This window comes from Candidatus Desulfofervidus auxilii, assembly GCF_001577525.1.
Classification (GTDB): domain Bacteria; phylum Desulfobacterota; class Desulfofervidia; order Desulfofervidales; family Desulfofervidaceae; genus Desulfofervidus; species Desulfofervidus auxilii.
In genome coordinates this window covers 1,318,158-1,342,191 of sequence record NZ_CP013015.1, presented here as the reverse complement: position 1 = coordinate 1,342,191, position 24,034 = coordinate 1,318,158, and the positions used below count along the sequence as shown (strand labels likewise).

23 protein-coding genes, 2 tRNA genes and 1 riboswitch are annotated in these 24,034 nt (G+C 37.6%); of the genes, 14 read left to right on the top strand and 11 right to left on the bottom strand.

What is annotated here, in order from left to right:
* Positions 1-2: 2 nt before the first annotated feature.
* The 6 genes from HS1_RS06715 (at position 3) to HS1_RS06695 (ending at position 5,121) form a co-directional block, all read left to right on the top strand.
* On the top strand, positions 3-833 hold the full coding sequence (locus HS1_RS06715) for a MerR family transcriptional regulator (protein ID WP_066062704.1): 831 nt from the start codon (positions 3-5) through the stop codon (positions 831-833).
* 279 nt (positions 834-1,112) lie between these two features.
* Positions 1,113-2,642 (top strand): SLC5/6 family protein, encoded by a 1,530-nt coding sequence (locus tag HS1_RS06710; protein WP_066062702.1) that lies wholly within the window; start codon positions 1,113-1,115, stop codon positions 2,640-2,642.
* On the top strand, positions 2,632-2,754 hold the full coding sequence (locus HS1_RS13750; RefSeq protein WP_281178265.1) for a hypothetical protein: 123 nt from the start codon (positions 2,632-2,634) through the stop codon (positions 2,752-2,754). Before HS1_RS06710 ends, HS1_RS13750 begins: the two co-directional genes overlap by 11 nt.
* A 77-nt stretch (positions 2,755-2,831) precedes the next feature.
* The gene (ispG, locus tag HS1_RS06705) at positions 2,832-3,884 is read left to right on the top strand and encodes a flavodoxin-dependent (E)-4-hydroxy-3-methylbut-2-enyl-diphosphate synthase (RefSeq protein ID WP_066066486.1); all 1,053 of its coding nucleotides are present in this window, start codon (positions 2,832-2,834) and stop codon (positions 3,882-3,884) included.
* Positions 3,874-5,028: an MltA domain-containing protein gene (locus tag HS1_RS06700; protein WP_066062699.1), complete on the top strand. Its 1,155-nt coding sequence runs from the start codon at positions 3,874-3,876 to the stop codon at positions 5,026-5,028. Before ispG ends, HS1_RS06700 begins: the two co-directional genes overlap by 11 nt.
* Positions 5,029-5,045: 17 nt before the next feature.
* Positions 5,046-5,121: transfer RNA gene (locus HS1_RS06695), tRNA-Ala, on the top strand.
* A 7-nt stretch (positions 5,122-5,128) separates the two neighbouring features.
* Here HS1_RS06695 and HS1_RS06690 read toward each other — a convergent pair.
* The 11 genes from HS1_RS06690 to HS1_RS06640 form a co-directional block, all read right to left on the bottom strand.
* On the bottom strand, positions 5,129-6,088 hold the full coding sequence (locus HS1_RS06690) for an ABC transporter ATP-binding protein (RefSeq protein ID WP_066062697.1): 960 nt from the start codon (positions 6,086-6,088) through the stop codon (positions 5,129-5,131).
* A complete protein-coding gene (locus HS1_RS06685; protein ID WP_066062694.1) occupies positions 6,081-7,043 on the bottom strand; it encodes an ABC transporter ATP-binding protein in 963 nt (320 codons plus the stop codon). The genes HS1_RS06690 and HS1_RS06685 overlap by 8 nt, the downstream gene beginning before the upstream one ends.
* Before the next feature lie 6 nt (positions 7,044-7,049).
* Positions 7,050-8,450, bottom strand: coding sequence for a TldD/PmbA family protein (locus HS1_RS06680; protein ID WP_245669932.1), 1,401 nt, complete (start codon positions 8,448-8,450; stop codon positions 7,050-7,052).
* Positions 8,422-8,610 (bottom strand): indolepyruvate ferredoxin oxidoreductase subunit alpha, encoded by a 189-nt coding sequence (locus HS1_RS12845; protein ID WP_082757690.1) that lies wholly within the window; start codon positions 8,608-8,610, stop codon positions 8,422-8,424. Before HS1_RS12845 ends, HS1_RS06680 begins: the two co-directional genes overlap by 29 nt.
* 54 nt (positions 8,611-8,664) lie before the next feature.
* Positions 8,665-9,219 (bottom strand): DUF4202 family protein, encoded by a 555-nt coding sequence (locus tag HS1_RS06675; RefSeq protein WP_066062691.1) that lies wholly within the window; start codon positions 9,217-9,219, stop codon positions 8,665-8,667.
* Positions 9,206-10,546 (bottom strand): NTP transferase domain-containing protein, encoded by a 1,341-nt coding sequence (locus HS1_RS06670; protein ID WP_066062688.1) that lies wholly within the window; start codon positions 10,544-10,546, stop codon positions 9,206-9,208. The genes HS1_RS06675 and HS1_RS06670 overlap by 14 nt, the downstream gene beginning before the upstream one ends.
* 358 nt (positions 10,547-10,904) lie before the next feature.
* On the bottom strand, positions 10,905-11,330 hold the full coding sequence (locus HS1_RS06665) for a hypothetical protein (protein WP_066062685.1): 426 nt from the start codon (positions 11,328-11,330) through the stop codon (positions 10,905-10,907).
* Positions 11,331-11,998: 668 nt separating this feature from the next.
* Complete coding sequence (locus HS1_RS06655; RefSeq protein ID WP_066062679.1) at positions 11,999-12,919, bottom strand: branched-chain amino acid transaminase; 921 nt, start codon at positions 12,917-12,919, stop codon at positions 11,999-12,001.
* Complete coding sequence (mtnA, locus tag HS1_RS06650) at positions 12,912-13,958, bottom strand: S-methyl-5-thioribose-1-phosphate isomerase (RefSeq protein WP_066062676.1); 1,047 nt, start codon at positions 13,956-13,958, stop codon at positions 12,912-12,914. Before mtnA ends, HS1_RS06655 begins: the two co-directional genes overlap by 8 nt.
* Positions 13,955-15,502, bottom strand: a complete 1,548-nt coding sequence (locus HS1_RS06645) for a bifunctional aminoglycoside phosphotransferase/ATP-binding protein (RefSeq protein WP_172793660.1) — start codon at positions 15,500-15,502, stop codon at positions 13,955-13,957. Before HS1_RS06645 ends, mtnA begins: the two co-directional genes overlap by 4 nt.
* Before the next feature lie 65 nt (positions 15,503-15,567).
* Positions 15,568-15,645, bottom strand: a tRNA-Pro gene (locus HS1_RS06640).
* A 295-nt stretch (positions 15,646-15,940) separates the two neighbouring features.
* Positions 15,941-16,129: riboswitch (cobalamin riboswitch) on the top strand.
* A 133-nt stretch (positions 16,130-16,262) separates the two neighbouring features.
* Here HS1_RS06640 and HS1_RS06635 point away from each other — a divergent pair.
* Genes HS1_RS06635 through HS1_RS06600 form a run of 8 tightly spaced genes read left to right on the top strand, consistent with a single transcriptional unit; the run spans position 16,263 to position 24,030 of the window.
* Positions 16,263-18,110: a TonB-dependent receptor plug domain-containing protein gene (locus HS1_RS06635; protein WP_066062671.1), complete on the top strand. Its 1,848-nt coding sequence runs from the start codon at positions 16,263-16,265 to the stop codon at positions 18,108-18,110.
* A 6-nt stretch (positions 18,111-18,116) separates the two neighbouring features.
* The gene (gene cobU, locus HS1_RS06630; protein ID WP_066062668.1) at positions 18,117-18,677 is read left to right on the top strand and encodes a bifunctional adenosylcobinamide kinase/adenosylcobinamide-phosphate guanylyltransferase; all 561 of its coding nucleotides are present in this window, start codon (positions 18,117-18,119) and stop codon (positions 18,675-18,677) included.
* Position 18,678: 1 nt separating this feature from the next.
* A complete protein-coding gene (cobT, locus tag HS1_RS06625; RefSeq protein WP_066062665.1) occupies positions 18,679-19,743 on the top strand; it encodes a nicotinate-nucleotide--dimethylbenzimidazole phosphoribosyltransferase in 1,065 nt (354 codons plus the stop codon).
* Entirely contained in the window at positions 19,740-20,498 is a 759-nt protein-coding gene (gene cobS, locus HS1_RS06620) for an adenosylcobinamide-GDP ribazoletransferase (protein WP_066062662.1), read from the top strand. The genes cobT and cobS overlap by 4 nt, the downstream gene beginning before the upstream one ends.
* Positions 20,467-21,405 carry an adenosylcobinamide-phosphate synthase CbiB gene (gene cbiB / locus HS1_RS06615; protein WP_066062659.1) on the top strand — a complete coding sequence of 313 codons (939 nt, stop codon included), beginning with the start codon at positions 20,467-20,469 and terminating at the stop codon, positions 21,403-21,405. The genes cobS and cbiB overlap by 32 nt, the downstream gene beginning before the upstream one ends.
* The gene (gene cobD / locus HS1_RS06610) at positions 21,393-22,442 is read left to right on the top strand and encodes a threonine-phosphate decarboxylase CobD (RefSeq protein WP_066062656.1); all 1,050 of its coding nucleotides are present in this window, start codon (positions 21,393-21,395) and stop codon (positions 22,440-22,442) included. Before cbiB ends, cobD begins: the two co-directional genes overlap by 13 nt.
* Positions 22,439-23,374: an asparagine synthase-related protein gene (locus HS1_RS06605; protein ID WP_066062653.1), complete on the top strand. Its 936-nt coding sequence runs from the start codon at positions 22,439-22,441 to the stop codon at positions 23,372-23,374. Before cobD ends, HS1_RS06605 begins: the two co-directional genes overlap by 4 nt.
* Positions 23,371-24,030, top strand: a complete 660-nt coding sequence (locus HS1_RS06600) for a Dph6-related ATP pyrophosphatase (RefSeq protein ID WP_066062650.1) — start codon at positions 23,371-23,373, stop codon at positions 24,028-24,030. The genes HS1_RS06605 and HS1_RS06600 overlap by 4 nt, the downstream gene beginning before the upstream one ends.
* Positions 24,031-24,034: the final 4 nt, after the last annotated feature.

Below are 24,034 nucleotides of genomic sequence, written 5' to 3'. Positions count from 1 at the left end.
AGTTGAAAAAATTTAAGCGTGCTAGTGTAGCTAAAATCTTTGGTATTTGTCCATCTCGTTTGTATTATTGGGAGAAGGTTCACCTTATTAAACCTAAGAATTCTTATACATTTAAAGATTTAGTGAGTATTAAAACCATTTTAATTCTCAGAAAGAGGGGAATTTCTTTGCAAAAAATAAGATATTTGTTAACCCAAATCAAAAAGAGAATGCCTTATTTACGTTCTCCTCTGGCTGAACTCAAATTTGAGGTAATTGGTAAAAAAATATGTATTTCACAAGGGGGTGTAAAGTTTGACCCTGATGGCCAAATCTACCTTGATTTTGAAAGTGAAACACCCGAAATAAAATCAGTAGGTGATTTTCTTACGGCCGAAGAATGGTTTGAGCGAGGTTGTCGTTTAAGTGCTACCCCAGAGACCATCCCTATAGCAGAAGAGGCCTATTTACAGGTCTTAAATTTAGATAATACCTTTGTCCCTGCTATGATAAATTTAGGAAATCTTTATTACCTTCAGGGAAAAAGCCAACAAGCAGCTATGTGGTATGAATTGGCCTTAAAGCGAGACCCCGAATCTCCAGAGGCACACTTTAACTATGCCAGCCTTTTAGCTGAAAGAGAAGACTTTGAGGAAGCCATATCCCATTATCAAATGGCTATTGTGTTAAAACCTGACTTTTTAGAAGCACATTATAACTTGGCCCTTCTTTATGAAAGGATAGGAAACCCTCTCAAGGCCCTGCCCCATTGGGAGGCTTATTTGGATATGTGTCCTGATGAGGAAGAGAAAAAAAGAATCAGGGATTATTTAAAAAGTAAAAAGGAAAAATAGATTTTAAATTACAAGTCTTAACATTAAGTAGGATTGGTTAGACTACCAATTGGAAAATTGCGCTGACCTTCACTATCCCTGACCTACTCTGCAATCTACTTGACTAAATCCGTAATAACTTTAAAAGAAAACGGTCAAATATAGTAACTGACCTTACGCACAGTATGAATTGTTTTTAATTTTAAGTCATAACATTATAAAAAGTCATTAAATCAATCGCGGATTTTGGAAGACAAATAACCTTGACATAAATTAAACTATATAATAGTTCTAAAAACTATGCAACCAAGGGCCACATGGGCTACCAAAATTGGTATGATTTTAGCTACAGCCGGAGCAGCAGTAGGTTTGGGGAATCTATTACGTTTTCCTGTGCAAGCCAGTCAACACGGTGGTGGTGCCTTTATGATTCCTTATTTTATTTTTCTCCTTATTATGGGTATTCCCATGATGTGGTTGGAATGGACCATAGGGAGGCTGGGAGGTAAATATGGCCATGGAACCACTCCTGGTATTTTTAATCTTCTTTGGCGACATCCTTTAGCTCGGTATCTGGGTGTTTTAGGGTTAGTTATTCCTTTTATTCTATGCATTTATTATCTTTATGTGTGTTCATGGACACTAGCATTTTCTTTTTTTTCTTTGGGCAAATTATATTATGGACTTAATGATTTAAAAAGTATGGGAATGTTTTTGCGGAGTTTTCAAGGTATAGAAAAGGGTTATTTTAATTCTATTTTACCTGCCTATGTTTTCTTTTTAATCACTTTTTTTACCAACTTTTTTATTATGTATCATGGTTTGGCAAAGGGCATAGAGCGTCTCTGCAAGTTGGCTATGCCTGCTCTATTTTTATTAGCTATTTTACTGATGATACGAGCCTTAACGCTGGGGACACCAGATCCCACATATCCCGAAAGAAACGCTATTAACGGTTTGGGATTTCTTTGGAATCCCAATTTTAGTGAGTTAAAACATGCTAGTACCTGGTTAGCGGCTGCTGGACAGATATTTTTTACCTTAAGTCTGGGGCTGGGGACTCTTCAATGCTATGCCAGCTATTTGCGAGAAAAAGACGATATTGTCCTTTCTGGTTTGGCGGTAACATCTCTTAACGAAACAGCAGAAGTAATTTTAGGAGGCTCTATTGCCATTCCAGCTGCGGTAGCCTTTTTTGGTATTCAAGCTATTTCTAAAGGTGGTGCTTTTGACCTGGCTTTTCTCTCTACTCCTCTGGTCTTAACTCACCTACCACTAGGGCAAATGTGGGGGTTTTTATGGTTTTTTTTACTATTTTTTGCAGGCCTTACTTCTTCGGTATCCATCATTCAACCCTTTGTTTCCTTTTTAATCGATGAATTGAATATCCTCTGGAGAAGGGCAGTCATATTAACTGCTATAGCTGTATTTATTCCTATTCATCTAGTAATTTTCTTTCTCAAATATGGTTTTTTAGATGAGTTAGATTTCTGGATTGGCACAGTCAGTCTGCCTTTATTAGGAACCATTGAAGTCATTCTTTTTAGCTGGGTTTATGGAATAAATAAGGGTTTTGAAGAAATGCATAAAGGTGCTTGGTTGAGAGTACCTAATATTTATCGATTTGTGCTTAAATATATTACCCCTCTATGTCTTATCATTTTGTTTTTTGTCTGGATTTGGCAAGATGGGCTCAGAATATTTTTTCTTGAGGGCGTTCCTACTGAAATCAGGCCTTACCGTTGGTTGGCTAGAGGACTTATTTTAGCTACTTTTTTGCTATGTAGCTGGTTGGTGCATTTAGCTTGGAAGGAGAAGAATGAAACTTAGTGGTTTGATCTTTATGCTCATTTTCTGGTGCTTTATCTTAGGAATGGATGTTTTCTGTTTTTATGGTATCTTGACCAAACAGTCTGAAGAAAATGAGCTTAATCAAAAATAAAAAGCCGGATTTTATTGGTCTATTTATGCCCTTTTCTCAAGGTTTCTATTAGATTATAATAATGATGTATGGTTATTATGCTTCGTAAAACCAGGGCTATTTTTGTAGGTAATGTTCAAATAGGTGGTGGGGCACCAGTGGTAGTCCAATCCATGACCACTACCTATCCTGCTGATATAAAGGCCACAGTCGCTCAGATTAAAAGGCTAGAAAAAGCAGGATGTGAAATAATTCGTGTGGCTGTGCCAGATGAAGCTGCTGTTGAGGCTATCCCTCAAATAAAACGTCAAATTTCCATTCCCTTAATTGCTGACATTCATTTTGATTATAAATTGGCCGTTAAGGCCCTTAAAGTGGGGGTAGATGGAATTCGTATTAATCCTGGTAACATTGGAGGAAAAGAGAAAATAAAGTCCATAGTTGAAGTAGCTAAGGAATATCAAACCGCTATCCGCATTGGTGTAAATAGTGGTTCTTTAGAAAAAAAATTATTAAAAGAATATGGTGGTCCCACTCCAGAAGCCATGGTAGCTAGTGCTTTAAAAACAGCTTCTTTTTTAGAAGACCTGGGGTTTTTTAACTTTAAAATTTCCCTGAAATCTTCCAGAGTTTTAGATACTATTTCTGCGTATAGGAATTTAGCTAAAAAACTGGATTATCCATTTCATTTAGGAATTACAGAGGCAGGATTGCCTTTGTCCAGTGCAGTTAAGTCAGCCATTGCCTTGGGGACGCTACTTCAAGAAGGCATTGGAGAAACTATCAGGATATCGGTTACGGGAGACCCTGTAATAGAAATAAAGATTGCTTATGAAATCTTACGTTCTTTAGGATTGCGCCAAAGGGGAATTGATTTGATCAGTTGCCCTACTTGTGGGCGTTGTCAGATTGATTTGATTAAGCTGGTAGAAGAAGTGGAAAAGGAATTGGATGGGATCAAGACTCCATTAAAAGTAGCAGTTATGGGTTGTGTAGTCAATGGCCCAGGTGAGGCCAAAGAAGCCGATATTGGTATTGCTGGGGGCAAGGGTATAGGGATTTTATTCAAAAAGGGAAAGCTGGTAAAAAAAGTAAAAGAAAAGGATTTGGTCAGGGTGTTAATAGAAGAAGTAAAAAAATATGCGCATTAAATTAATTGTCTTTTTTGTAGTTTTTCTTTATTTAGGATGTATTCCTAAAAAACTACCTCCTCCTTTAGAGTTTGTTCCTTCCAAAGATTGGCCACTATTAACTAAACCCAAAGATATGGAGGCATTTCAAACTGCCTTAAATAATAGCCTTAATTATTACCATCGTCTTCCCTCTGATTATACTATGTTTGTGGGAGATACTGCTTATACTGTGGGAGAGCTAATTGAAGGGTTAAAGCGCTTTCAGGTTTGTTTAAAGAAGCCAAATTGGCAAAGTTGTTTAAAGGCTCACTTTGACCTTTATCAAGCAACAGGCATGAATAATAAGAAACAAGCACTATTTACAGGTTATTATCAGCCTATCCTTTTTGGAAGTTTTTCCCCTACCGAGAGATATCGTTATCCTATTTATAGTATACCAGATGAATGGGTAAAAATTGATTTGCGACGCTTTGGTAAAAATTTACCCCATCTGGTGTTAAAAGGAATGGTTCAGGGGCATGAAATTGTGCCTTTTTATACCCGTTCAGAAATAGATTTTGAGCATAAATTAAAGGGGAAGGGATATGAAATTTTGTGGGTAGATGACCCAGTAGAGTTATTTTTTCTCCATATTCAAGGTTCTGGGATGGTTATTTTACCAGATGGACAAAGGATTTATGTTCACTATGCTGCTTCTAATGGGCGTTATTACCACAGTATTGGTCAATCAATGAAAAGCTTAGGTTTAATAGAAGATGGTAATGGTTTAGAGATAAAAAGATACTTAAGGTCTCATCCTGAAAAAATAAAAACTGTTTTTTCTAAAAATCCAAGCTATATATTTTTTGAAATTAGAGATAAGGGCCCTTTAGGGGCCTTGGAAGAGGTTTTAGTCCCTTATTATTCAGTAGCTACTGACTTTAATATTTTCCCCAAAGGAGCTATTCTTTTTATAACTACAGAAATTCCCTTAGTAAATGACCGGCAAGAATTACTTGGTTGGAGACCATTTAGCACCTTTGCTTTTAACCAAGATAGTGGTGGAACAATTAAAGGAAGTGGCAGGGTGGATATCTTTTTTGGCACAGGCCCACTTGCTGAGGCTCAGGCATGTTATATGGACAGGTATGGCAAGCTTTACTTGCTGATGAAAAAAAAGTGATATATACTATAAAAAATGGGGATGTAGCTCAGTTGGGAGAGCGCCTGCTTCGCATGCAGGAGGTCAGGGGTTCAATTCCCCTCATCTCCACCACCTAACATTAAAATAAGTGACAGGCAATCCAATGCCCTGGTTTTATCTCCTTGAGAGAAGGCTCTTCTTTCTTGCATATTTCTATTTTTTGTTTACATCTGGGGTGAAAGACACAACCTGATGGTAAAGACAGGGGATTAGGAGGTTCTCCCCATTGTTGCACATTTATTTTAGTTTTTCTTTCTAATCTGGGTATGGATGACCACAGAACTTCTGTATAAGGATGATGTTCTCCTAAAAACTGATTCCTTTCCATAATTTCTATGAGCTTACCCATATACATCACCGCTATCCTCTCAGCTATATTAGCCACTAAACTCAAATTGTGAGAGATAAAAAGGTAAGTTATTTGTCTTTTGGCTTGACTTTCAAGTAATAAGTTGACAATTTGGGCTTGTACAGATACATCTAAAGCAGAAGTGGGTTCATCTGCAATAATAAATTCAGGTTTTAATATGAGGGCACGAGCAATGGCTATTCTTTGCCTTTGTCCTCCAGAGAGTTGATGAGGATAAGCAGTTTTTAGTTTGGGTGAAAGACCTACTTCGGTGAGAACTTGGTTTACTGCTCTATTCCTTTTTCTACTATCACCCAGGTGATGGATTAATAAAGGCTCTTGTAAAATCTGATTTATAGTTTGTTTTGGATTTAGAGAAGCAAAGGGATCCTGAAATATAGGTTGCACCAGACGCCGCCAAAATTTTAATTTTTTAGGACCTAAACCAGTCAAAAGCGTATCTCTCCACTGAATTTTGCCTTGGTCTGGTTTTTCTAAAAAGAGGAGGAGTTTGGCTAAGGTAGTCTTTCCACATCCACTTTCACCTACCAATCCTAATAGTTCCCCTTTCCTTATATTTAAAGATACATCATTGACCGCCTTAAGCCATGCATATTTCAAACTAAAAGGGTGGGTTTTAATTTTATATATTTTGGATAAATTTTGTATAGCTAAAATTGTTTCACTCATATAACCAACAGGCTACCTGGTGTTTTTCAGAGTATTCTCTAAAATCAGGCATTCGCCTCAGACAAATAGGAAGTCTTTTATCACACCTACGGGCAAAGGAACAACCTAAAGTAGTAAATGCTTGACCATTTTGCCCGGCAATAGTCCTTAAATGTCTTTTTTTATCAGATATATCTTCTATTCTGGGGATGGCATTAAGTAAACCCTGAGTATAGGGATGTAATGGATTTTTGAAAAGTTCTTCAGTATTGGCCATTTCAATAATCTTTCCGGCATACATTACCGCTATCCTCCGGACTACCTGGGCCACCACAGTCAAGTCATGGGAGATAAAAAGTATACTCATTCCCATTTGCCTTTTTAGATTCAACATTAATTCTAAGATTTGGGCCTGCACAGTCACATCCAAGGCCGTAGTAGGTTCGTCTGCAATCAGCAATTTTGGCTGGGCGGCCAAGGCTATAGCAATCATTACTCGCTGGCGTAACCCCCCACTTAATTGGTGAGGATAGGTATTCAATCTGGATTCGGCCGCAGGAATACCTACTTTTTTTAATAATTCAATTGCCTTTATTTTAGCCTCTTTGGCTGAATATTCAAAATGGTGAGTGAATACCTCTGCAATTTGTTCACCAATGGTAAACACAGGATTAAGAGAGGTCATGGGGTCTTGAAAAATGATACTAATTTCTTTGCCCCTTAATTGTTGCCACCTTTTTGGAGGTAAAAATAATAAATTTTGGCCTAAGAATAAAATTTCTCCTTTAATAATTTCACCTGGTGGAGGAACAAGACCCAAAATAGCCAGAGCAGTTATGGTTTTGCCAGAACCCGATTCTCCCACTAACCCCAAAGTATCATCTTGGGCAATAGAAAAGGAAACACCATTAACCGCAGGGATAGTTTGTTTTTTTTTACGAAACCATACATGAAGGTTATGGACTTTGAGGAGCATAGGTTTTTAGACTGTTCCACCTACGATAATTTCAGGGATGAGGATAGTAGGTTGACCATCGCTTACCGGAACAAGCTGTCCATCTTTTCCACAAGTTCCAATGCCAAAGTTTAAATCATTGCCTACCATGGTGATGGATTTTAAAACCTCTGGGCCATTACCTACTAAAGTAGCCCCTCGCACAGGTTCACCAATAGACCCCTTTTCCAGAAGATAGGCTTCATTAGCTTCAAAGACAAAATTTCCATTAATAGTATTTACCTCTCCTCCTCCCATTTTTTTGACAAATAATCCCTTTTCCACCGCCTTTATAATTTCTAAAGGAGGCGTTTCCCCTGGTGCAATAAAGGTGTTTGACATCCGTGGAATAGGCTTATTTCTGTAAGATTGACGTCTGCCATGACCATTGGTTTTTATTCCCTGTTTTAAGGCATATTCTAAGTTATAAAGATAGGTTTTTAACACACCGTTTTCAATCAATACTGTTTTCTGGGCAGGTATACCTTCGTCATCATAATGGTAAGAACCATAATTTCCCGCTAAAGTAGGGTCATCTATAACCGTAATCAGTGGTGAGGCTACTTGTTGACCTATCTTATTAGCATACACAGAAAGGCCCTCTAAGGCCAAATCCGCTTCTAGACCATGGCCAATAGCTTCATGAATCATGGTTCCACCTGCTTCACTCGATAAGACTACAGGCATAGAACCAGTAGGGGCAGGAGCAGCTTCTAACATCTTTAAAGCACGTTCAGCAGCACATTCTGCAATCTCTTCTGGGGTTTTTTGTTTAAATAATTCCTGGGGATTAGTAGTGCCTATAGGTTCATAGCCAGTTTGAAGTATCCCATCTTTTTCAGCCACTACCTGCACATAAAATAATAGATGAGTCTGTTCTTCTTGGGAAAAATGTCCTAAAGAGCTTATGATACTGATATTACTTACCGTTTTTTTATATACTACCTTTACTTGGCGAATAGCAGGGCTTTTCCCCCAGGCAATTTTTTCTACTCTCTGGATAAGCTTTATTTTATCAACCAAATCACTATCTTTATCAGGAAGTTTGGCCATAGATTTTAAGGGTTTGGCCCATTGTAAGACAAAATTCTCATCTGAAATTTTTGCCTTTTCTGAAAGGGAAGCAGCGAGTTGACAGAGGTTGGAATAATCAATTTCGTTGGTAAAACCATAAGTAGTTTTACCTTGATGTAAGGCCCTAAGACCAACACCCATATCCTTTCCAGAAATCAATTTTTCTAGTTTTTTATTTTCTGAAACAATGGTAGTAGATATGGTTTCTTGCCAAAAAATGTCTGCTAGGTCAGCATTATTTTTTAATAAGGACAAAATTTTTTTCAAACCATCTACCATGTTAATTTCATCTCTCTTCCACTGTAATGCAGTCATTTGGACAAACCTCAACACAGCTTTCGCACCCTATACATTCGTCAGGGCTTATGGGTTCTGATTTTCCATCTATTATTTCCCATACACTGACAGGGCAAATCTCCACACACTCACCACAACCATCACAACAATCTTTGTCATTGATGGGCTTAAAAAGCATTTGATGCGATTTTTAGCATTTTAAAAAGTGTTTGTAAATCCCAGTTTTTTGCATTTATTTAATCCACTTCTTTACTAGAGCTGCAAGTTTTCTATTATTATAGTCAAGTTCAGCCACTATTCTTTGAAGTTCTTTGGGTAATTTTTTATATCCCCATAAAAATCTCCTTTTTGTTTCTTCAACGCTATTTCTGAGATAATAAAAAGGCAAGTTTACGTCAAAAAATGAGATGGTATCAGCATTTTTCAAAATTTCTGCCTTTTCACTCCCTCCCTTTTCATGATGGGCTACAAGGGAAAATACTTCATCCATTAATACTTTACTTGCCTTGCATTCTTTCATTATCTCTAATAAAATTTTAGCACTGTTTAAGGCATGAGCTTCTTTAAATTCATCATATTCTTTATAATCTTGTCTTTTTACCTTTCTTTCACTGATAGCTCTCTCTATATCATGCCCTAAAGCAGCTATCTGTAAGGCATCATCGGCATCAGGTTTCAACTTAAGAACCCATTTTAAGGTATTTTTTGAATGAATAGGGTCTTCTGGAATAGGGGATTTTTCAATGATTTTTTCAATTTTCTTTTTTATACAATCAAGTTCGTCCACTTCTATAATTTAATAATCTATATAAAACCAATATTCTTTTTATATTTTCTCCATTCATCAAAATGGCGATAAAAAGAAGGGTAAAAAAAGGCTGATTAGTCAAAGCACCAAGAAATATAATAAATATCCTAATATCTCTTCCTATTCTGAGGTAATGTTTATTAAGCCTTTTACTCATAAAACCATCGTATTTATCGGCTGTGTAACTATTTAAAAATGTGCCTACTATGGCCAAAAACCCCACAAATAAAGGCAAAAAATGTGTATTTAAACAATAGACATGCCAGGTGAGACCGGCAAGTAAAAAAGCGTCCCCATACCGGTCTAAAACTGCGTCAAACCAACCACCAAAATTACTCTCCATATATTTCAGTCTTGCTACCTCTCCATCACAACCGTCTATAATGGAAGATATTTGAGCAAGTATTCCTCCAATTGCCAGATAAAAATAACTGCCTAAAAAGAAAAATGAAGAGGCTATTAAAGAAATGATAAAAGAAAATAGAGAAACTTGGTTGGGAGTAATATTGGTTTTTAAAAAATAGGGGGTTATTTTGGTTGAGAATCTGCGGTTAAGATATCTGGAAATAGGACCATCTGTAGGTTTTTTTAATCTATCTATCAAACACTTTTTGGCTTTTTTAAGTGTTTTTTCATCATCTACATCTATCCAAAAGGCGTTTTTGATGTCAAAGGTTTTAACCCGCCCTTCCTTACCCATCAATTTTATAGAAGCAGAAAGAATGCCTTCATTCGTTTGGTGGATATTTTTTTCTATAGCCTCAAAAATTGTAGGTGAGCACAGAAAGATTCCTGTATCATAAGCATTATACTCCTTGATGTCCTTTCCTATATCTATAACCTTTCCATCTTGGACAAGAACTTTAGTGACATCTTCAATATCCACTAAGTGATTTGAATTTATATTATAGTCAATAGCCAACATGACCTCACCATCTCCCAATGGTGCGGTTTTCATCTTTTTAAGAATATCTTCATCAAAGAGATGATCTCCCATAAGAAGAATAAATTTTTCATTCAAAAAACCTTTTGCCTTAAGTACAGATAGACCATTCCCCTTTTTCCATTCTTCATTGATAATGTGAGTTATATTTATATTTCTTTTCTGACTGAATTTATCTAAAAATTTTCTTACTTTTTCACCTTGGTATCCAGTTACTACATAAAAATCTGTTATGCCGCTTTTGTTAGCAGTTAATATTACCCTTTCAATGAGAGTTAAACCCAGAAGATTGACCAAGGGTTTTGGTCTACCTATTTTTGATATCCTTTTCCCTTCACCAGCAGCGATAATTAAGCACTTCATTATTGGTTAACCTAATAGATTTTTCTAAAACTCTGTAGAAATAAAAGGAGAAAAACCTATAAATCTTTTTACCATAATCATTGAGGGATGTAAAGATCCTCAAATCCGCGATTGCTCTAAAAGAAACCCCACAGGCCCATATAACAAAAAATTGGAAATTGAAAAAATGAAATGTCACATGGGAGAGCGTTTATTATGGCAGTGTGGAGGTCAATATTACAGAGTAGAGTTAGATAATAAAACTCTTGAATTTTAATTCTGATAGAAGTTGAGGCTTAGAAATCAACACTTAGTGGTGGCATTAAAAATACCTCTATAGATGTTGGCACAACTGATGCACTTTATTACGTGGAGGGCATTATAAATTAGCGGTCTTTTGCTCTAGTGTCCTTAGGCGAGTCAAAATATCTGAGGTAACACTTTCTTCTCTTTTAATCCGCTCCATCTCTTGAGCTATCTTTCCTACCTGGAAGGTTAATTGGTCAATTCTATTGTTGGTAGCACCAATTCTGCCAGTTAGATCAGTTCTTACTTCATCAATCTTATCAGTTAACTCAGTCCTCACATTATCAATTTTGCCAGTTAATTCAGTTCTTACCTCATCAATACGATTGTTTGTTTCGTCAATTCTTCGGCTTTGATCAACTAGATGCCCATTTATATCAGAAAGGCGCTTTTCTACCGCATCAAGCCTTATACTCATCTTTGCCTGATTATCTTTTATTTCTTTAAGTTCAGGTAGGATAAAATCCTTTATAGCAGTGACAACATTTTCTTTATCCATACTCCTTACCTCATACACATTTAAGCATAAGTTTTATGGATAGTCAAGAATTACCCAAAATCCTTGTTAAAAATACCCTCCTGCCTGTCCCCGCCTGCCTTGCCTGTCGGCAGACAGGTATCCAAAAATCAATCGCGGATTTTGTAAAGATAGGGGCAGGATTTCGTCAAAGTAATTTTAACAGAGATCCAAATGTTAAGCGCACCTGTCTGCCGACAGGCAGGATGGCTCAATGCAGAATGCAAATTGAAAAATGCAAAATCGCCTTCTGTCAAATTGGAACGTTTGCACGTTAGAATTGGGAATTAGGAACTGGGAATTGGGAATTTCTATTTTCTATTTCCTATTTTCTGTTTCCCGTTTCCCTTTCCTTACTTTATGCACGTTAACACGTTTACACATTGACACGTTTACATGTTAGAATTGGGAACTGGGAATTTCTGTTTTCCGTTTTCTATTTTCTTAACTGTATTTTGTAGGTTTGACCCCAATTCCACTACATTTGGCTATTTCATTCCCTCACTATTTCACTACTCACTGATTTAATGTTTTGGCATTTTGGCCTTTGGATTTTTTAGACCATATTTAAACGTTTGTTCTTTTTGTTAAATTACTTATGGCCTGACTTTGACGTAGCCCTGAAAATAAGGGTGACAAATATATACAGGCTATGTTATAAAATCCAACCAATAGTGATATTTTTCTATTTTGCCCTTTACCACATCAAAATATAACTTTTGAATTTTTTGAGTAATAGGACCTGGTTTTCCTTCTCCAATTTGTCTGTCATCTACTTCCCGAATAGGAGTAACTTCTGCTGCTGTACCAGAGAAAAACGCCTCATCGGCAATATAGAGTTCGTCTCTGGTAAAACGTTTCTCTTCTACTTTATAGCCTAAATCTTGAGCTAAAGTAATAATGGAATCTCGGGTAATACCTGGTAAAACAGAAGTTAAGGGTGGTGTTTTTAATACTTTATCCCGAATAATAAAGATATTTTCTCCAGTGGCCTCACAGACGTAACCTTCTGTGTCTAACATGATAGCCTCATCATAGCCTGCCTTAACTACTTCTAATTTTGCCAAGATAGAATTCACATAATTGCCACAGGTTTTTGTTTTGGTCATCATAATATTTACATGATGTCGGGTAAAAGAGGAAATTTTCGCCCTAATGCCTTGTTTTAACCCTTCTTTTCCTAAATAACTCTCCCATCCCCAAGTAATGATAGATACTCTGATGGGATTCTCCCCAGGATAAAGACCCATTGTCCCATCACCAATAAAGACAATAGGGCGTATATAGGCTTCTTTTTGTCCATTGGTTTTTAAAGTTTCTATGACTGCTTGGTAAATTTCGTCTTTGCTAAAGGGGATTTCAAGCATCATGGCCTGAGCAGAATCAAAAAGCCGCCGAATGTGGTCTTTTAAACGAAATACGGCTGAACGCTTATCTTGGCATTTATAACAGCGAATGCCTTCAAATACTCCTAATCCATAATGGAGAGTATGAGTGAGGACATGAATTTGAGCCTGGTCCCAATCTATCAATTTGCCATCCAACCATATGAATTTGGCTTTTTCATCCATTTTGTCTCCTCCTAGATAGTCTGTTTATAGCTTTTTTAAAAGGTGGCTCTATAACTCCTTTTTCTGTGATAATTCCAGTGATATATCTAGCAGGGGTCACATCAAAGGCATAGTATAGCGCATTGACCCCCTGAGGGTAAATACATTTTTTACCCAAATAAGCCAGTTCTTTGCCAGGGCGCTTTTCTATTGGAATCTGTTGACCATTAGCAATATTCAAATCAATAGTAGAAAAAGGAGCAGCCACATAGAAAGGGATATTGTGGTGTTTGGCCAAAATCGCTAGGCTATAAGTCCCAATTTTATTAGCAGTGTCTCCGTTAGCGGCAATCCTGTCTGCTCCCACAATGACCAAATTAATCTTTCCTTGAGCCATAAGGTAACCTGCGGTGCTATCAGTAATAATAGTTACAGGAATGCCTTCTTGCTGTAACTCCCAGGCAGTAAGCCGAGCGCCTTGAAGATAAGGCCGGGTTTCATCGGCTATGACTTTAAATCTTACTCCACTTTCCCAGGCTGCTCGCAAGACTCCTAAAGCAGTGCCATAACCACCAGTGGCCAATGCTCCAGCATTACAATGGGTGAGCACAGTTATACCCGCTTTGATTAATCTCTTTCCATTCTCTCCAATTTTTCTATTAGTAGCAATATCTTCTTCCAAGATGTTTTCTGCCTCTTTCTGCAAATATCTTTTTAACTCAGGCAATGAGCTATTTTTATGAGAATAAAAACGCTTTTTCATTCTCTCAATAGCCCAAAAAAGATTATGGGCCGTAGGGCGAGTGTTAGTTAAAGTTTGACAGATTTTTTGAAACCTTTCTTCAAGTCTTCTAGCAGATTTTAATTTCCAAACCCCGAGTGCCACACCCATAGCAGCAGCAATACCAATGGCTGGTGCTCCCCGAATGGCCATATTTTTGATAGTCTGGGCTACTTGTTGATATCTTTTACATCTTATATACACTACCTTTTCAGGTAAAAGACGCTGATCTAAAATGGCTACTTCTCCTTCTACCCAGAAAATAGGTTTTACTTTCAAACAATGCTCCTTTTTGTTATCTCTTGAATAGTCCTTTCAATAGGCTGGCCAGTATCTACAATTATTTTGTTTTCGTCTCGCAATGGTTCAAAGCTCTTTTTAAATGTTTCAAATAAGCCCAGATAGGCATCTGATATATCTTCCCCCTTTTTTTGTCTTTGTTGTAAGCGATTTTTAATTATTTCTTCTTCACATTGACAATAAAGAAACAGATAAGGACAACCCATTTTCTGTGAAAGTGCTCTTACTTTTTCCCGGTATATTTCTTTATTAAAAGAGGCATCTAAAATAACGGGGAAACCATAACCTAAAATTTCCTCTGCTAAAGAAATCAAGCTTTCATAAACACGCTCACTCATTTCCTTTGTATATACGCCCTTCCCAAATGGTGCATAAAGATGGGTATCTGGTTTTGCTCCCACTAAGTGTTTGCGTACGGCGTCAGAACGGATGACAATAGCACTCAGACGAGCAGCCAAAGCCAAAGCTAAAGTGGTCTTACCACTTCCCAAAAGGCCAGTAACCGCCAAAATCCGAGGGCTACAAGGTTTAGATAAATAAGAATAGGCCAATTCAAAATAGACCCTAGCTTGCCTGGTGGCCGCTTCCTTTTGAGCAGTGGAAATACCTGGCATATCGGTTTCAAAACTCTTGATTTTACCACGCACATAGGCCCGATATATCTTATAAAAGGTCAATACTCCTAAAAGAGAGAAGTCATTAGTTTGAGCTAAGAAGGTATTAAGAAAATTATTTCCCCAAAAAGAAGCCTGACGAAAATCCAAATCCATTAATAAAAAAGCTACATCTGCTGCCACATCTGCATATCGAAAACGTTTATTGAATTCAATGCAGTCCAATATATACGCCTTTCCTTGATGCCAATAAATATTGGCACAATGAAAGTCACCATGGCCGTCTTTTATCTGACCAGCAGTGATGCGTTTTAAAAAACGGTCTTTCTCTTTTTCCAAAAAGGAAAAAGAATATTCTTTTAAAGCATTATAGATTTTTTCAGGAATAGTGCGGCTGGTATAAGAAGCAGTTTGGTCAAAATTTTCTTTAATATTTATCTCTATCTTTTCTGGTAGTCCATAAGTGGCAATCTCTCTGTTTGTTTCGGCCTTAAGATAGAAATCCGCCATTTTCTTGGCAATGGCTTGCATGATGGTTGGGGTAATTTTGTCTTTTTCTAATAAATGAGTAACACACGCAGTTTGAGGGAGTTGTTTCATCTTCACAGCATAATCAACGATTTTACCCTCGCCGTCTATAAAAAAGGCATTATTCCTTTTTACTATGGGCACAACGCTCAAATAAATCTCAGGCGAAAACCTGCGGTTGAGTTTTATTTCTTCTTTACAAAAAAAGTGCCTTTTTTCTAAGGTGGTAAAGTCTAAAAAGCCAAACTCCACCGGTTTTTTAATCTTATATACAAATTCTCCTGTCAAAAATACCCAAGAAATGTGAGTCTGGATGAGTTTTATTTGTTTTACTGGATGGGGATAGGCCTCTGGTTTTGACAGGAAATCTATAACATCCATAAGCACATTATATGACATGTTTTCCTTTAAAAGACAAGATAAAATGAAAATTTGAAAGTTACATCTGGTCGGGGCGAGAGGATTTGAACCTCCGACCCCCTGCTCCCAAGGCAGGTGCGCTAACCAGTCTGCGCCACGCCCCGCTATTGAAATTATTAACACATCCTTTTAAAAGAGGCAATATTTTTAATTGAAACCGCAGATATTACACACTTATTCTTAAATGTTTCCAAGTTCACCTACCCCTATGGAGCCTCTGTTTGCCTTTTAGGTGAAGCTATTTTTTAAAATTTGCTTTATTTTGCTACACTTGCCTGTTCCCTGCCCGCCGGCCATGTCTGCCGACAGGCAGGCGGGGGCAGACAGGTTTGTGCTTTTCTTTTGAAGTTACTATGGATTTTTAAATCCGATTATTGACTTTGAAAACAATCCAAGGTAAGAAAAATACCATATATGGGTGTCCTTAGGGGACTTAATAGGGAAGCCGGTGAAAGTCCGGCGCGGTCCCGCCGCTGTGACCGGGGACGAAACCCACTAAAGGCCACTGGGTGCTTTTAAGTACCTGGGAAGGTATGGGGAGTAGGAAGAACCGGGAGCCAGAAGACCTGCCCATATAGATAGCTTGCCGTTTGGCGAGGATTCCGGCCGGCAAGAGGAGGAAGGACGAAGAAAACTGGGTGCAGTCCTTAGTCCTTTGGGCTAAGGACTTTTTTATTGCCTTCCTTCTCCCCGGTAAAAAATCTTTTAGGGGAGGAGAGAAATGAAACAGAAATTCATGCTTTGGTTTATGGTTTTATGGTGTTTTTTGGGTTTTTCTGCCTTTGCCCAAGAAGAGCCTGTGAAAATTAAGGAGATCGTAGTTACTGCCAGTAGGGTTGAAGAACCAGCTTCCGAAGTGGCCAGTGCAACCACAGTATTGACTTCCAAAGAGCTAAAAGAAAAGGGTATTATCAATGTTGTAGATGCCTTAAGGGAAGTGCCAGGGGTGCAGATTGTGCAGACAGGTGCATTTGGTGGTTTAACCACCCCTTTTGTTCGTGGTGGGGGAAATGGCCAGGCACTTGTTATGATTGATGGTGTACCTGTGTGGGACCCAGCCGCCCCTGCTGTAGGGGATCTTGCTGCCTTTTTGCCCCATCTCCCTATAGAACAAATTGATAGAATTGAGATTGTAAGGGGACCACAGAGTGTGCTCTATGGCCCAACTGCCATGACAGGTGTTATAAATATCATTACAAAAAAGGGAAAAGGCAAACCAAAGATAAGGGTTTTTAGTGAAGGAGGCTCTTATAGCAGTTTTAGGGAAGGCGCAGAATTTTTAGGAGAGACTAAACACCTAAAATATAATCTTAATTATATGAGATTAGATAGTAGTGGCATATCTAAGGCCACTGGATTCCCAGAAAGGGATGGTCAGCGTTTTCATAATTTTTCAGGAAATGTTGAAGGGAAAATAGGTAAGATAAAAATTGGTACCTCTGTAAATTATAATTCTGCAGCTAAAGATTTAGATGGATGGGATTTTGCTACATCTACTACTACCGATGCCTTAGGCTATAAAGAAGAAAGTGACTTAGTCTCTGTAAAAAGCTATTTTGAACATGAAATTTTGCCATCCTGGAGGCAAAAACTTGTATTTTCTTACACCAATACAGATAGAGATTATACAAAACCCTATGAAGGACATTATGATGGAAGGCTATATTATATTAGCTGGCAAAACAATCTTGAATTTGAGCCTTTTACCTTTATAACAGGCGTTGACTATCAAAGGGAGACAGCAGCCGAGGGTTCAGGTATAGAGGGGAAAAACTTTGACCATATATCCTGGTTTGGTGAGGGTATTCTCAGATGGAAAGGACTCTATTTTTCCTCTGGCATTAGATACTATCATCACGAGACCGCAGGGGATAAGGTTACTTGTCGCATAGCCTCTGCCTATATCTTTCCTACAAAGACCAAGATTCATGCCAGTTATGGAACAGGCTTTAGGGCACCAAGTCTCTATCAAATTCATGCTGAATTTTATGGTATGAAAATTGGGAATCCTGATTTAAAACCAGAGAAAAGCGAGGGATACGATGTGGGAGTTACACAGGGTTTTTTTGATGGAAAGATAGAGGCAGATATAACTTATTTTTCCAATTGGTTTGATAATTTGATTATTTATGATTTGGAAGAGTGGAAATACCAAAATGTGGCTACTGCCCATACAGAGGGTATTGAATTTACCTTAAATACCAGACCTGTTTCTTGGCTTAGATTGTCAGCAAATTATACCTGGCTCAATGCCATTGATACTACTAACAATACCTGGCTCCCTAGGAGGCCAATGCATAAAGGGAGTGGTACCATAGTCTTTCTCTTCAAAGACAAAGCTGATTTTGGCCTAACAGGTACTTATTTTGGAAAGAGATTTAACTCTCAAAATAACAAAGATTCTCTAGGTGGCTACTTTACTGTAAATCTTTCAGCAAGATACTATCCAACCTCCTATTTGACATTGAATCTCCGCTTCCAAAACTTATTTGATAGGGAATATGAAGAGGTAAAAGGTTATAATGGGCTCCCCTTTATGGCCTTTTTGGGGGCAGAGCTTAAGTGGTAAAGAAAGATGGAAAGAAAATTTATATTTATCCTTGGAGGGGCAAGGAGTGGTAAAAGTGGTTATGCAGTGGAATTAGCTAAAGGTTTTAGTAAACCCCCCCACCCAAATTCTAGGTGTGAGGGTAAACAGGTAGCCTATATTGCTACATCTATTTGGATAGATAAGGAGACAGAAAAGAGGATAGAAAAACACAAAAAATTGAGGCCTTCTTATTGGAGGGTATTTGAGGAGGGAAAAGATATCCCTTCCTTGTTAAATAAACTGAAAAAGGGATATGAAGTGGTCTTAATTGATTGCTTAACGGTTTATATCTCAAATCTTCTAATAGATAGATTAAAAGACGAGGAGATAGAAGAGAGAATAAGGACACTTTTGTCCTTTATTTTAGCCATGAAGGAAGATTGCCACATAATTTTGGTCTCTAATGAGGTTGGAGAAGGTATTATACCTAAAAATCAGTTGGCAAGACAGTTTCGAGATATAGTAGGATTTGCCAATCAAATAATGGCAGAAAAGGCAGATGAGGTCATTTTTATGCATGCAGGCATACCGATGAAAATTAAATAAGATGGAGAAGATAAAGGGAGTTATAAATGCCATTGAGGAGATAGATTATAGTTTAGCTAAAAAGACTCAAAGGAGACTTGATAACCTTACAAAGCCACAAGGAAGTCTAGGTAGACTAGAAGAACTTGCTAAACAAATAGTAGCCATTACCAGAAATGAGAATCCTCAATTCAAGAATAAAGTCATATTCACTATGGCTGCAGACCATGGTGTTGTAGAAGAAAAAATCAGTGCCTTTCCTCAAGAGGTGACTGCCCAGATGGTCTATAATTTTCTAAAGGGAGGAGCAGCCATAAATGTCTTGGCAAGGCATGTTGGTGCAAAGGTGATTGTTGTAGATATGGGGGTAAAAGAAAGGTTAAAAGTAAAAAGTGAAAGGTTAAAAGTAAAGAAGATAGGGCTTGGAACAAAAAATATGGCAAAAGGGCCTGCCATGAGTAAAGAGGAGGCAATTAGGTCTATAGGGGCCGGTATAGAGGTATTTGAGGAAGAGTTTAAAAAGGGCATTGATATAGTAGGGATAGGAGATATGGGCATTGGTAATACTACTTCATCAAGCGCCATTGTAGCTTCAATAACAGGTAGGCCAGTAGAGGAGGTTGCAGGAAGGGGAACTGGCATAGATGATAAAACCCTCTCTCATAAGATTGGGGTAATTAAAAGGGCGCTTAATATAAACAGGCCCGTTTCTAATGACCCTATAGATGTCCTTTCTAAGGTGGGCGGATTTGAAATAGGTGGGCTTTGTGGCATAGTGTTGGCCTCAGCTTCTAAAAGTGTCCCAGTAATAATTGATGGGTTTATCTGTGGTGCAGCCGCACTAATGGCATATAGTCTAGAACCAAAGGTAAAAGATTATATGATTGCCTCCCACTGCTCAGCAGAACCAGGTCACAAGGCTGTTTTGAAATATATAGGACTTAGGCCCATTTTGGATTTGGGTTTGCGTCTTGGAGAGGGCACAGGTGCTGCCTTGGCAATGGGCATAGTGGAGGCAAGTATAAAGATATTGACTCAAATGGCTACATTTAAGGATGCCTCTGTTTCAGAAAGGATTAGGGGGTGAAAAAAATCCTCATTGCTTTACAATTTTTAACTATTTTTCCTGTGAAAATCAAATCTATAAAAGAAGAGGAATTTGGTAAATCACTTCTCTATTTTCCTATAGTAGGGGCATTAATAGGTATAGTATTGGCCTTAGCCCTATTTGTCCTTGATTTCTTGCCAAATTTAATAAAATGCAGCTTAATTCTAATAATTTCAATAGTTATATCAGGTGGGATACACCTAGAGGGATTTTCTGATACCTGCGATGGTCTTTATGGGGGAAGATGCAAAGAAGAGATATTAGATATTATGCGGGATAGCCACATAGGGGCTATAGGGGCAATTGGGCTTGTATGCATTTTGCTTTTAAAACTTTCTTTATTTTTGAGTATTCCCAAAGAAATTTTATGGAGGTCGCTAATCTTAATGTGCCTATTTTCCAGGTGGGTTCAGGTCTTGGTGTGTTATATATCTAAATATGCAAGGAAAGAAGGAAAGGCAAAGTATTTTGTAGAATATGCTAGTAGAAAAGAATTTTTAATAAGTAGCCTATTTACTTTGGCTGCATTTTTATTCCTGTTGAAGATAGAGGGAATTGTCTTATTTTTTATTTCTTTATTGCCTATATGGGTATTCATAACCTATGTAAAGAAGAAGATAGATGGGGTGACAGGGGATACCATTGGGGCAACAAGTGAAATAGCAGAAGTGAGCATTTTATTTTTTATAATCTCTTTAAGGTATGTACATATTAATTTTTTCTTACCTAGCTGACTTAATCTTCGGAGACCCTGAGGGGTTCCCCCACCCTGTAAGGGGCATAGGGAGGCTAATAGGCCTATTGGATAATCGATTAAGGGGAGGGAGTGGAAAGCGGAAAGAGCGAATAAAAGGGGTGATATTATCCCTTTCGGTAACTGGGGCAACCTTTATTATTGCCTATTTACTTATAGAATTATCAAGGAGGCTTAATCCTCTGCTGGGTGTTTTTGTCTCAATTTATTTAGGCTATACCACTATCTCCACAAAGGACTTGAGAGTCAAGGCAAAGGTAATTTTAAGGGAGATAGAAATGAATAATATTTCTAAGGCACGTAAAAGACTCTCCCATATTGTGGGAAGAGACACCAAGGATTTGAGTAGAGAGGAGATAATAATAGCCAGTTTAGAAAGTATAGCTGAAAATACCAATGACGGCATTATAGCGCCACTTTTTTATTTGACATTGGGAGGGCCAGTTTGGGCCATGGTCTATAAGGCAGTAAATACGCTTGACTCTATGGTGGGCTATAAAAATGAAAAATATATCCATTTTGGCTGGTTTTCTGCAAAATTGGATGATTTTTTTAATTTTATCCCTGCTCGCATATCAGGTATCTTAATTTCATTGGCCTCTTTTATTGCTGGTAAGGATTTCAAAAATTCTTTCAAGATTTTGCTTAGAGATGGCAGAAGACACCCTTCACCAAATAGTGGTGTTTCAGAGGCAGCTATGGCTGGTGCCTTAGGCATAAAGATGGGTGGACCTTCCTTTTATGAAGGTAAGGAGGTCTTTAAACCTTATATTGGAGAAAAGATAAGAGAAATACACCCCTTTCTTATCAATGAGGCGCTAAACATAAGCTTTATCGCTTCTATCTTGATGCTCTGTATGGGGGCATTTTTTATATGGATAATTTAGGCTTTTTGCATGGTGGCAATATCTATGAGGTAAGGAGGAAATACAAAGGGGAAATAATAGATTTTAGCGCAAATATCAATCCATTAGGATTAAGCAAAAAGGCAAAGGAAGTCATTTTAAAGAATCTCGATAAGATTTCCTATTATCCTGACCCAAAGGCAGAGACACTGATTAGAAAAATTGCCCAATATTGGGGGATAAGTGAGGAAAGCATCCTTTTAGGCAATGGTTCTGTTAACCTTATCTATCTCATTACATTTGCCTATAGGCCAAAAACTGCCCTTATTCCTGAACCTACATTTTCAGAATATGAAAGGGCTAGCAAAAATTCAGGAAGCGAGGTCAAATTTTTAAGTCTTAAAGAAGATGAGGAATTTAGGCTCAGATATTCCTCTATTCCCAAAGCAGATATGATTTTTATTTGCAATCCTAACAATCCTACAGGAAACATAGTTGTTGAAAAGTCTAGCATAGAGAAAATGCCTGCAAAATTGGTTGTCATAGATGAGGCGTTTATGGATTTCTTGCCCAATGAGATGGATTATACACTTGTATGGCATGCCTCAAAGAATGAGAATATTATAGTGCTTAGAAGCTTTACAAAGTTCTTTGCGTTGCCCGGCCTAAGGATAGGCTATCTCATTTCCCATCCAAAGACAGTTAAAAGGCTAAAAAGGGTTCAACCCCCATGGGAGATAAATATCCTTGCCCAATTGACCGCAGAGGCCGTCTTGGATGATAGGGAATATATTAAAGAAACGCACAAAATTATAAGCAGGGAAAGGAAGTTTTTGTTTGAGGAATTAAAGAGAATTGAAGGACTAAGACCTTATCCTTCGGTAACAAATTTCCTTTTAATAAAGATAGAAAAGGGCAATATAAACTCAAATATCTTAATGAAGGAAGTTATTAAAAAGGGAATTCTTTTAAGGAACTGTAGTAATTTCCGCACTTTAGGCAATAAATTTATCCGTATAGCTGTGCGCTCTCATAAGGAAAATTTGTATCTTTTAAAAACTCTAAAAGAGATTTTATGAAGGGCATAATTTTTGAACTAAAGAGGAGGCTGATTGAGGCAGTAAAGAGAAATCCTGCTGAAGGGTTGCTTTTTTCTGGAGGTTTGGATTCTGCTATCCTGGCTGCTATTTCTTCTCAAGCAAAGGCAATTACTATAAGCCTTGAGTCATACGGAGAGGATATAAAGTATGCAAACTTATGTGCAAAGAAATTTAATCTTAAGCATTATCATAAAAGAATAACTACCAATGAGGCCATAGATGCCATTGCTGAAGTAATAAAAATCCTTAAAAGTTTTGATCCTGCTATACCCAATGATATAGTTGTTTATTTTGGTCTAAAATTCGCCAAAGAAATGGGTATTAAAAAGATGGGCACAGGAGATGGGAGTGATGAACTTTTTGCTGGCTATAGCTTTATGAAAGATATAAACAATCTAAGCCATTATATTGAATACATCTCCCATTCTATGCAGTTTAGTTCTAATGAAATAGGTAGATTTTTTGGAATAGAGATAATTCAGCCTTATCTTGATAAGAAATTTATAGAATTTTCTTTAGGCATATCTCCAAGGCTAAAGATAAAAAGGGAGAAGGGGAAGATATGGGGTAAATGGATTTTACGTAAGGCATTTGAAGATGCTTTACCAAGAGAGATTATCTGGCAAGATAAAAGGCCATTAGAATACGGTTCGGGCATGACTAAGTTAAGAGAGTGCATTAGCTCAAGGATCTCTGATGAGGAATTTGAGAATAAGAAGAGAAATTATCCAATAAAATTTATTAATAAAGAGCACCTTTATTACTACGAAGTTTATAGGAATATAATAGGTAAAATTCCTAAACCAAAACTTGGCCAAAAGGCCTGCCCAGCCTGTGGAGCAGGAATTAGACCTGAGGCAAGGCACTGTTGGGTTTGTGGGTGGAGTGCCATATCTCTTAATCTAATATGAAGGCATTTATCTCTTGGAGTGGAGGGAAAGAAAGTTGCCTCTCCTGTTATGAGGCAATGCAAAGTAAAGATATAGAGGTTTCCTATTTATTAAATATGATTTCAGAGGATGGCAGGCGCTCTCGCTCCCATGGAATTTCTGTAGAGCTTTTAAGGGTGCAGTCAGAGGCCATGGGAATTCCTATATTGCAGATAAGGTCTTCTTGGGAAGACTATGAAAAGAGATTTAAAAGGGCCGTTTTAGAGTTAAAGGAGAAAGGTATTGAGGCAGGTATATTTGGAGATATTGACTTGGAACAGCATAGGGCTTGGGTAGAAAGGGTATGCAAAGAGATGGGTATTAAGGCCATCTTACCCTTATGGGGTAGAGAAAGGGAGGATATCCTTAAAGAATTTATCAATCTGGGCTTTGAGGCCATTGTAGTGGCTACCTCTTTTGATAAAAACTGGCTGGGAAGGAAAATAGATAAGAAATTTTTGCAGGAGCTTAAGACTTTAGAAGAAATTGACCTTTGTGGAGAAAATGGTGAATACCATACATTTGTTACAGATGGCCCTATCTTTAAAAAGAGGATAAAAATACTAGAGACAAAGATAGTTAATCAAGGTAAAAACCTGTTTTTAGATATCTTGAGCTATTTTATTGAAGTAAAATGAGGGA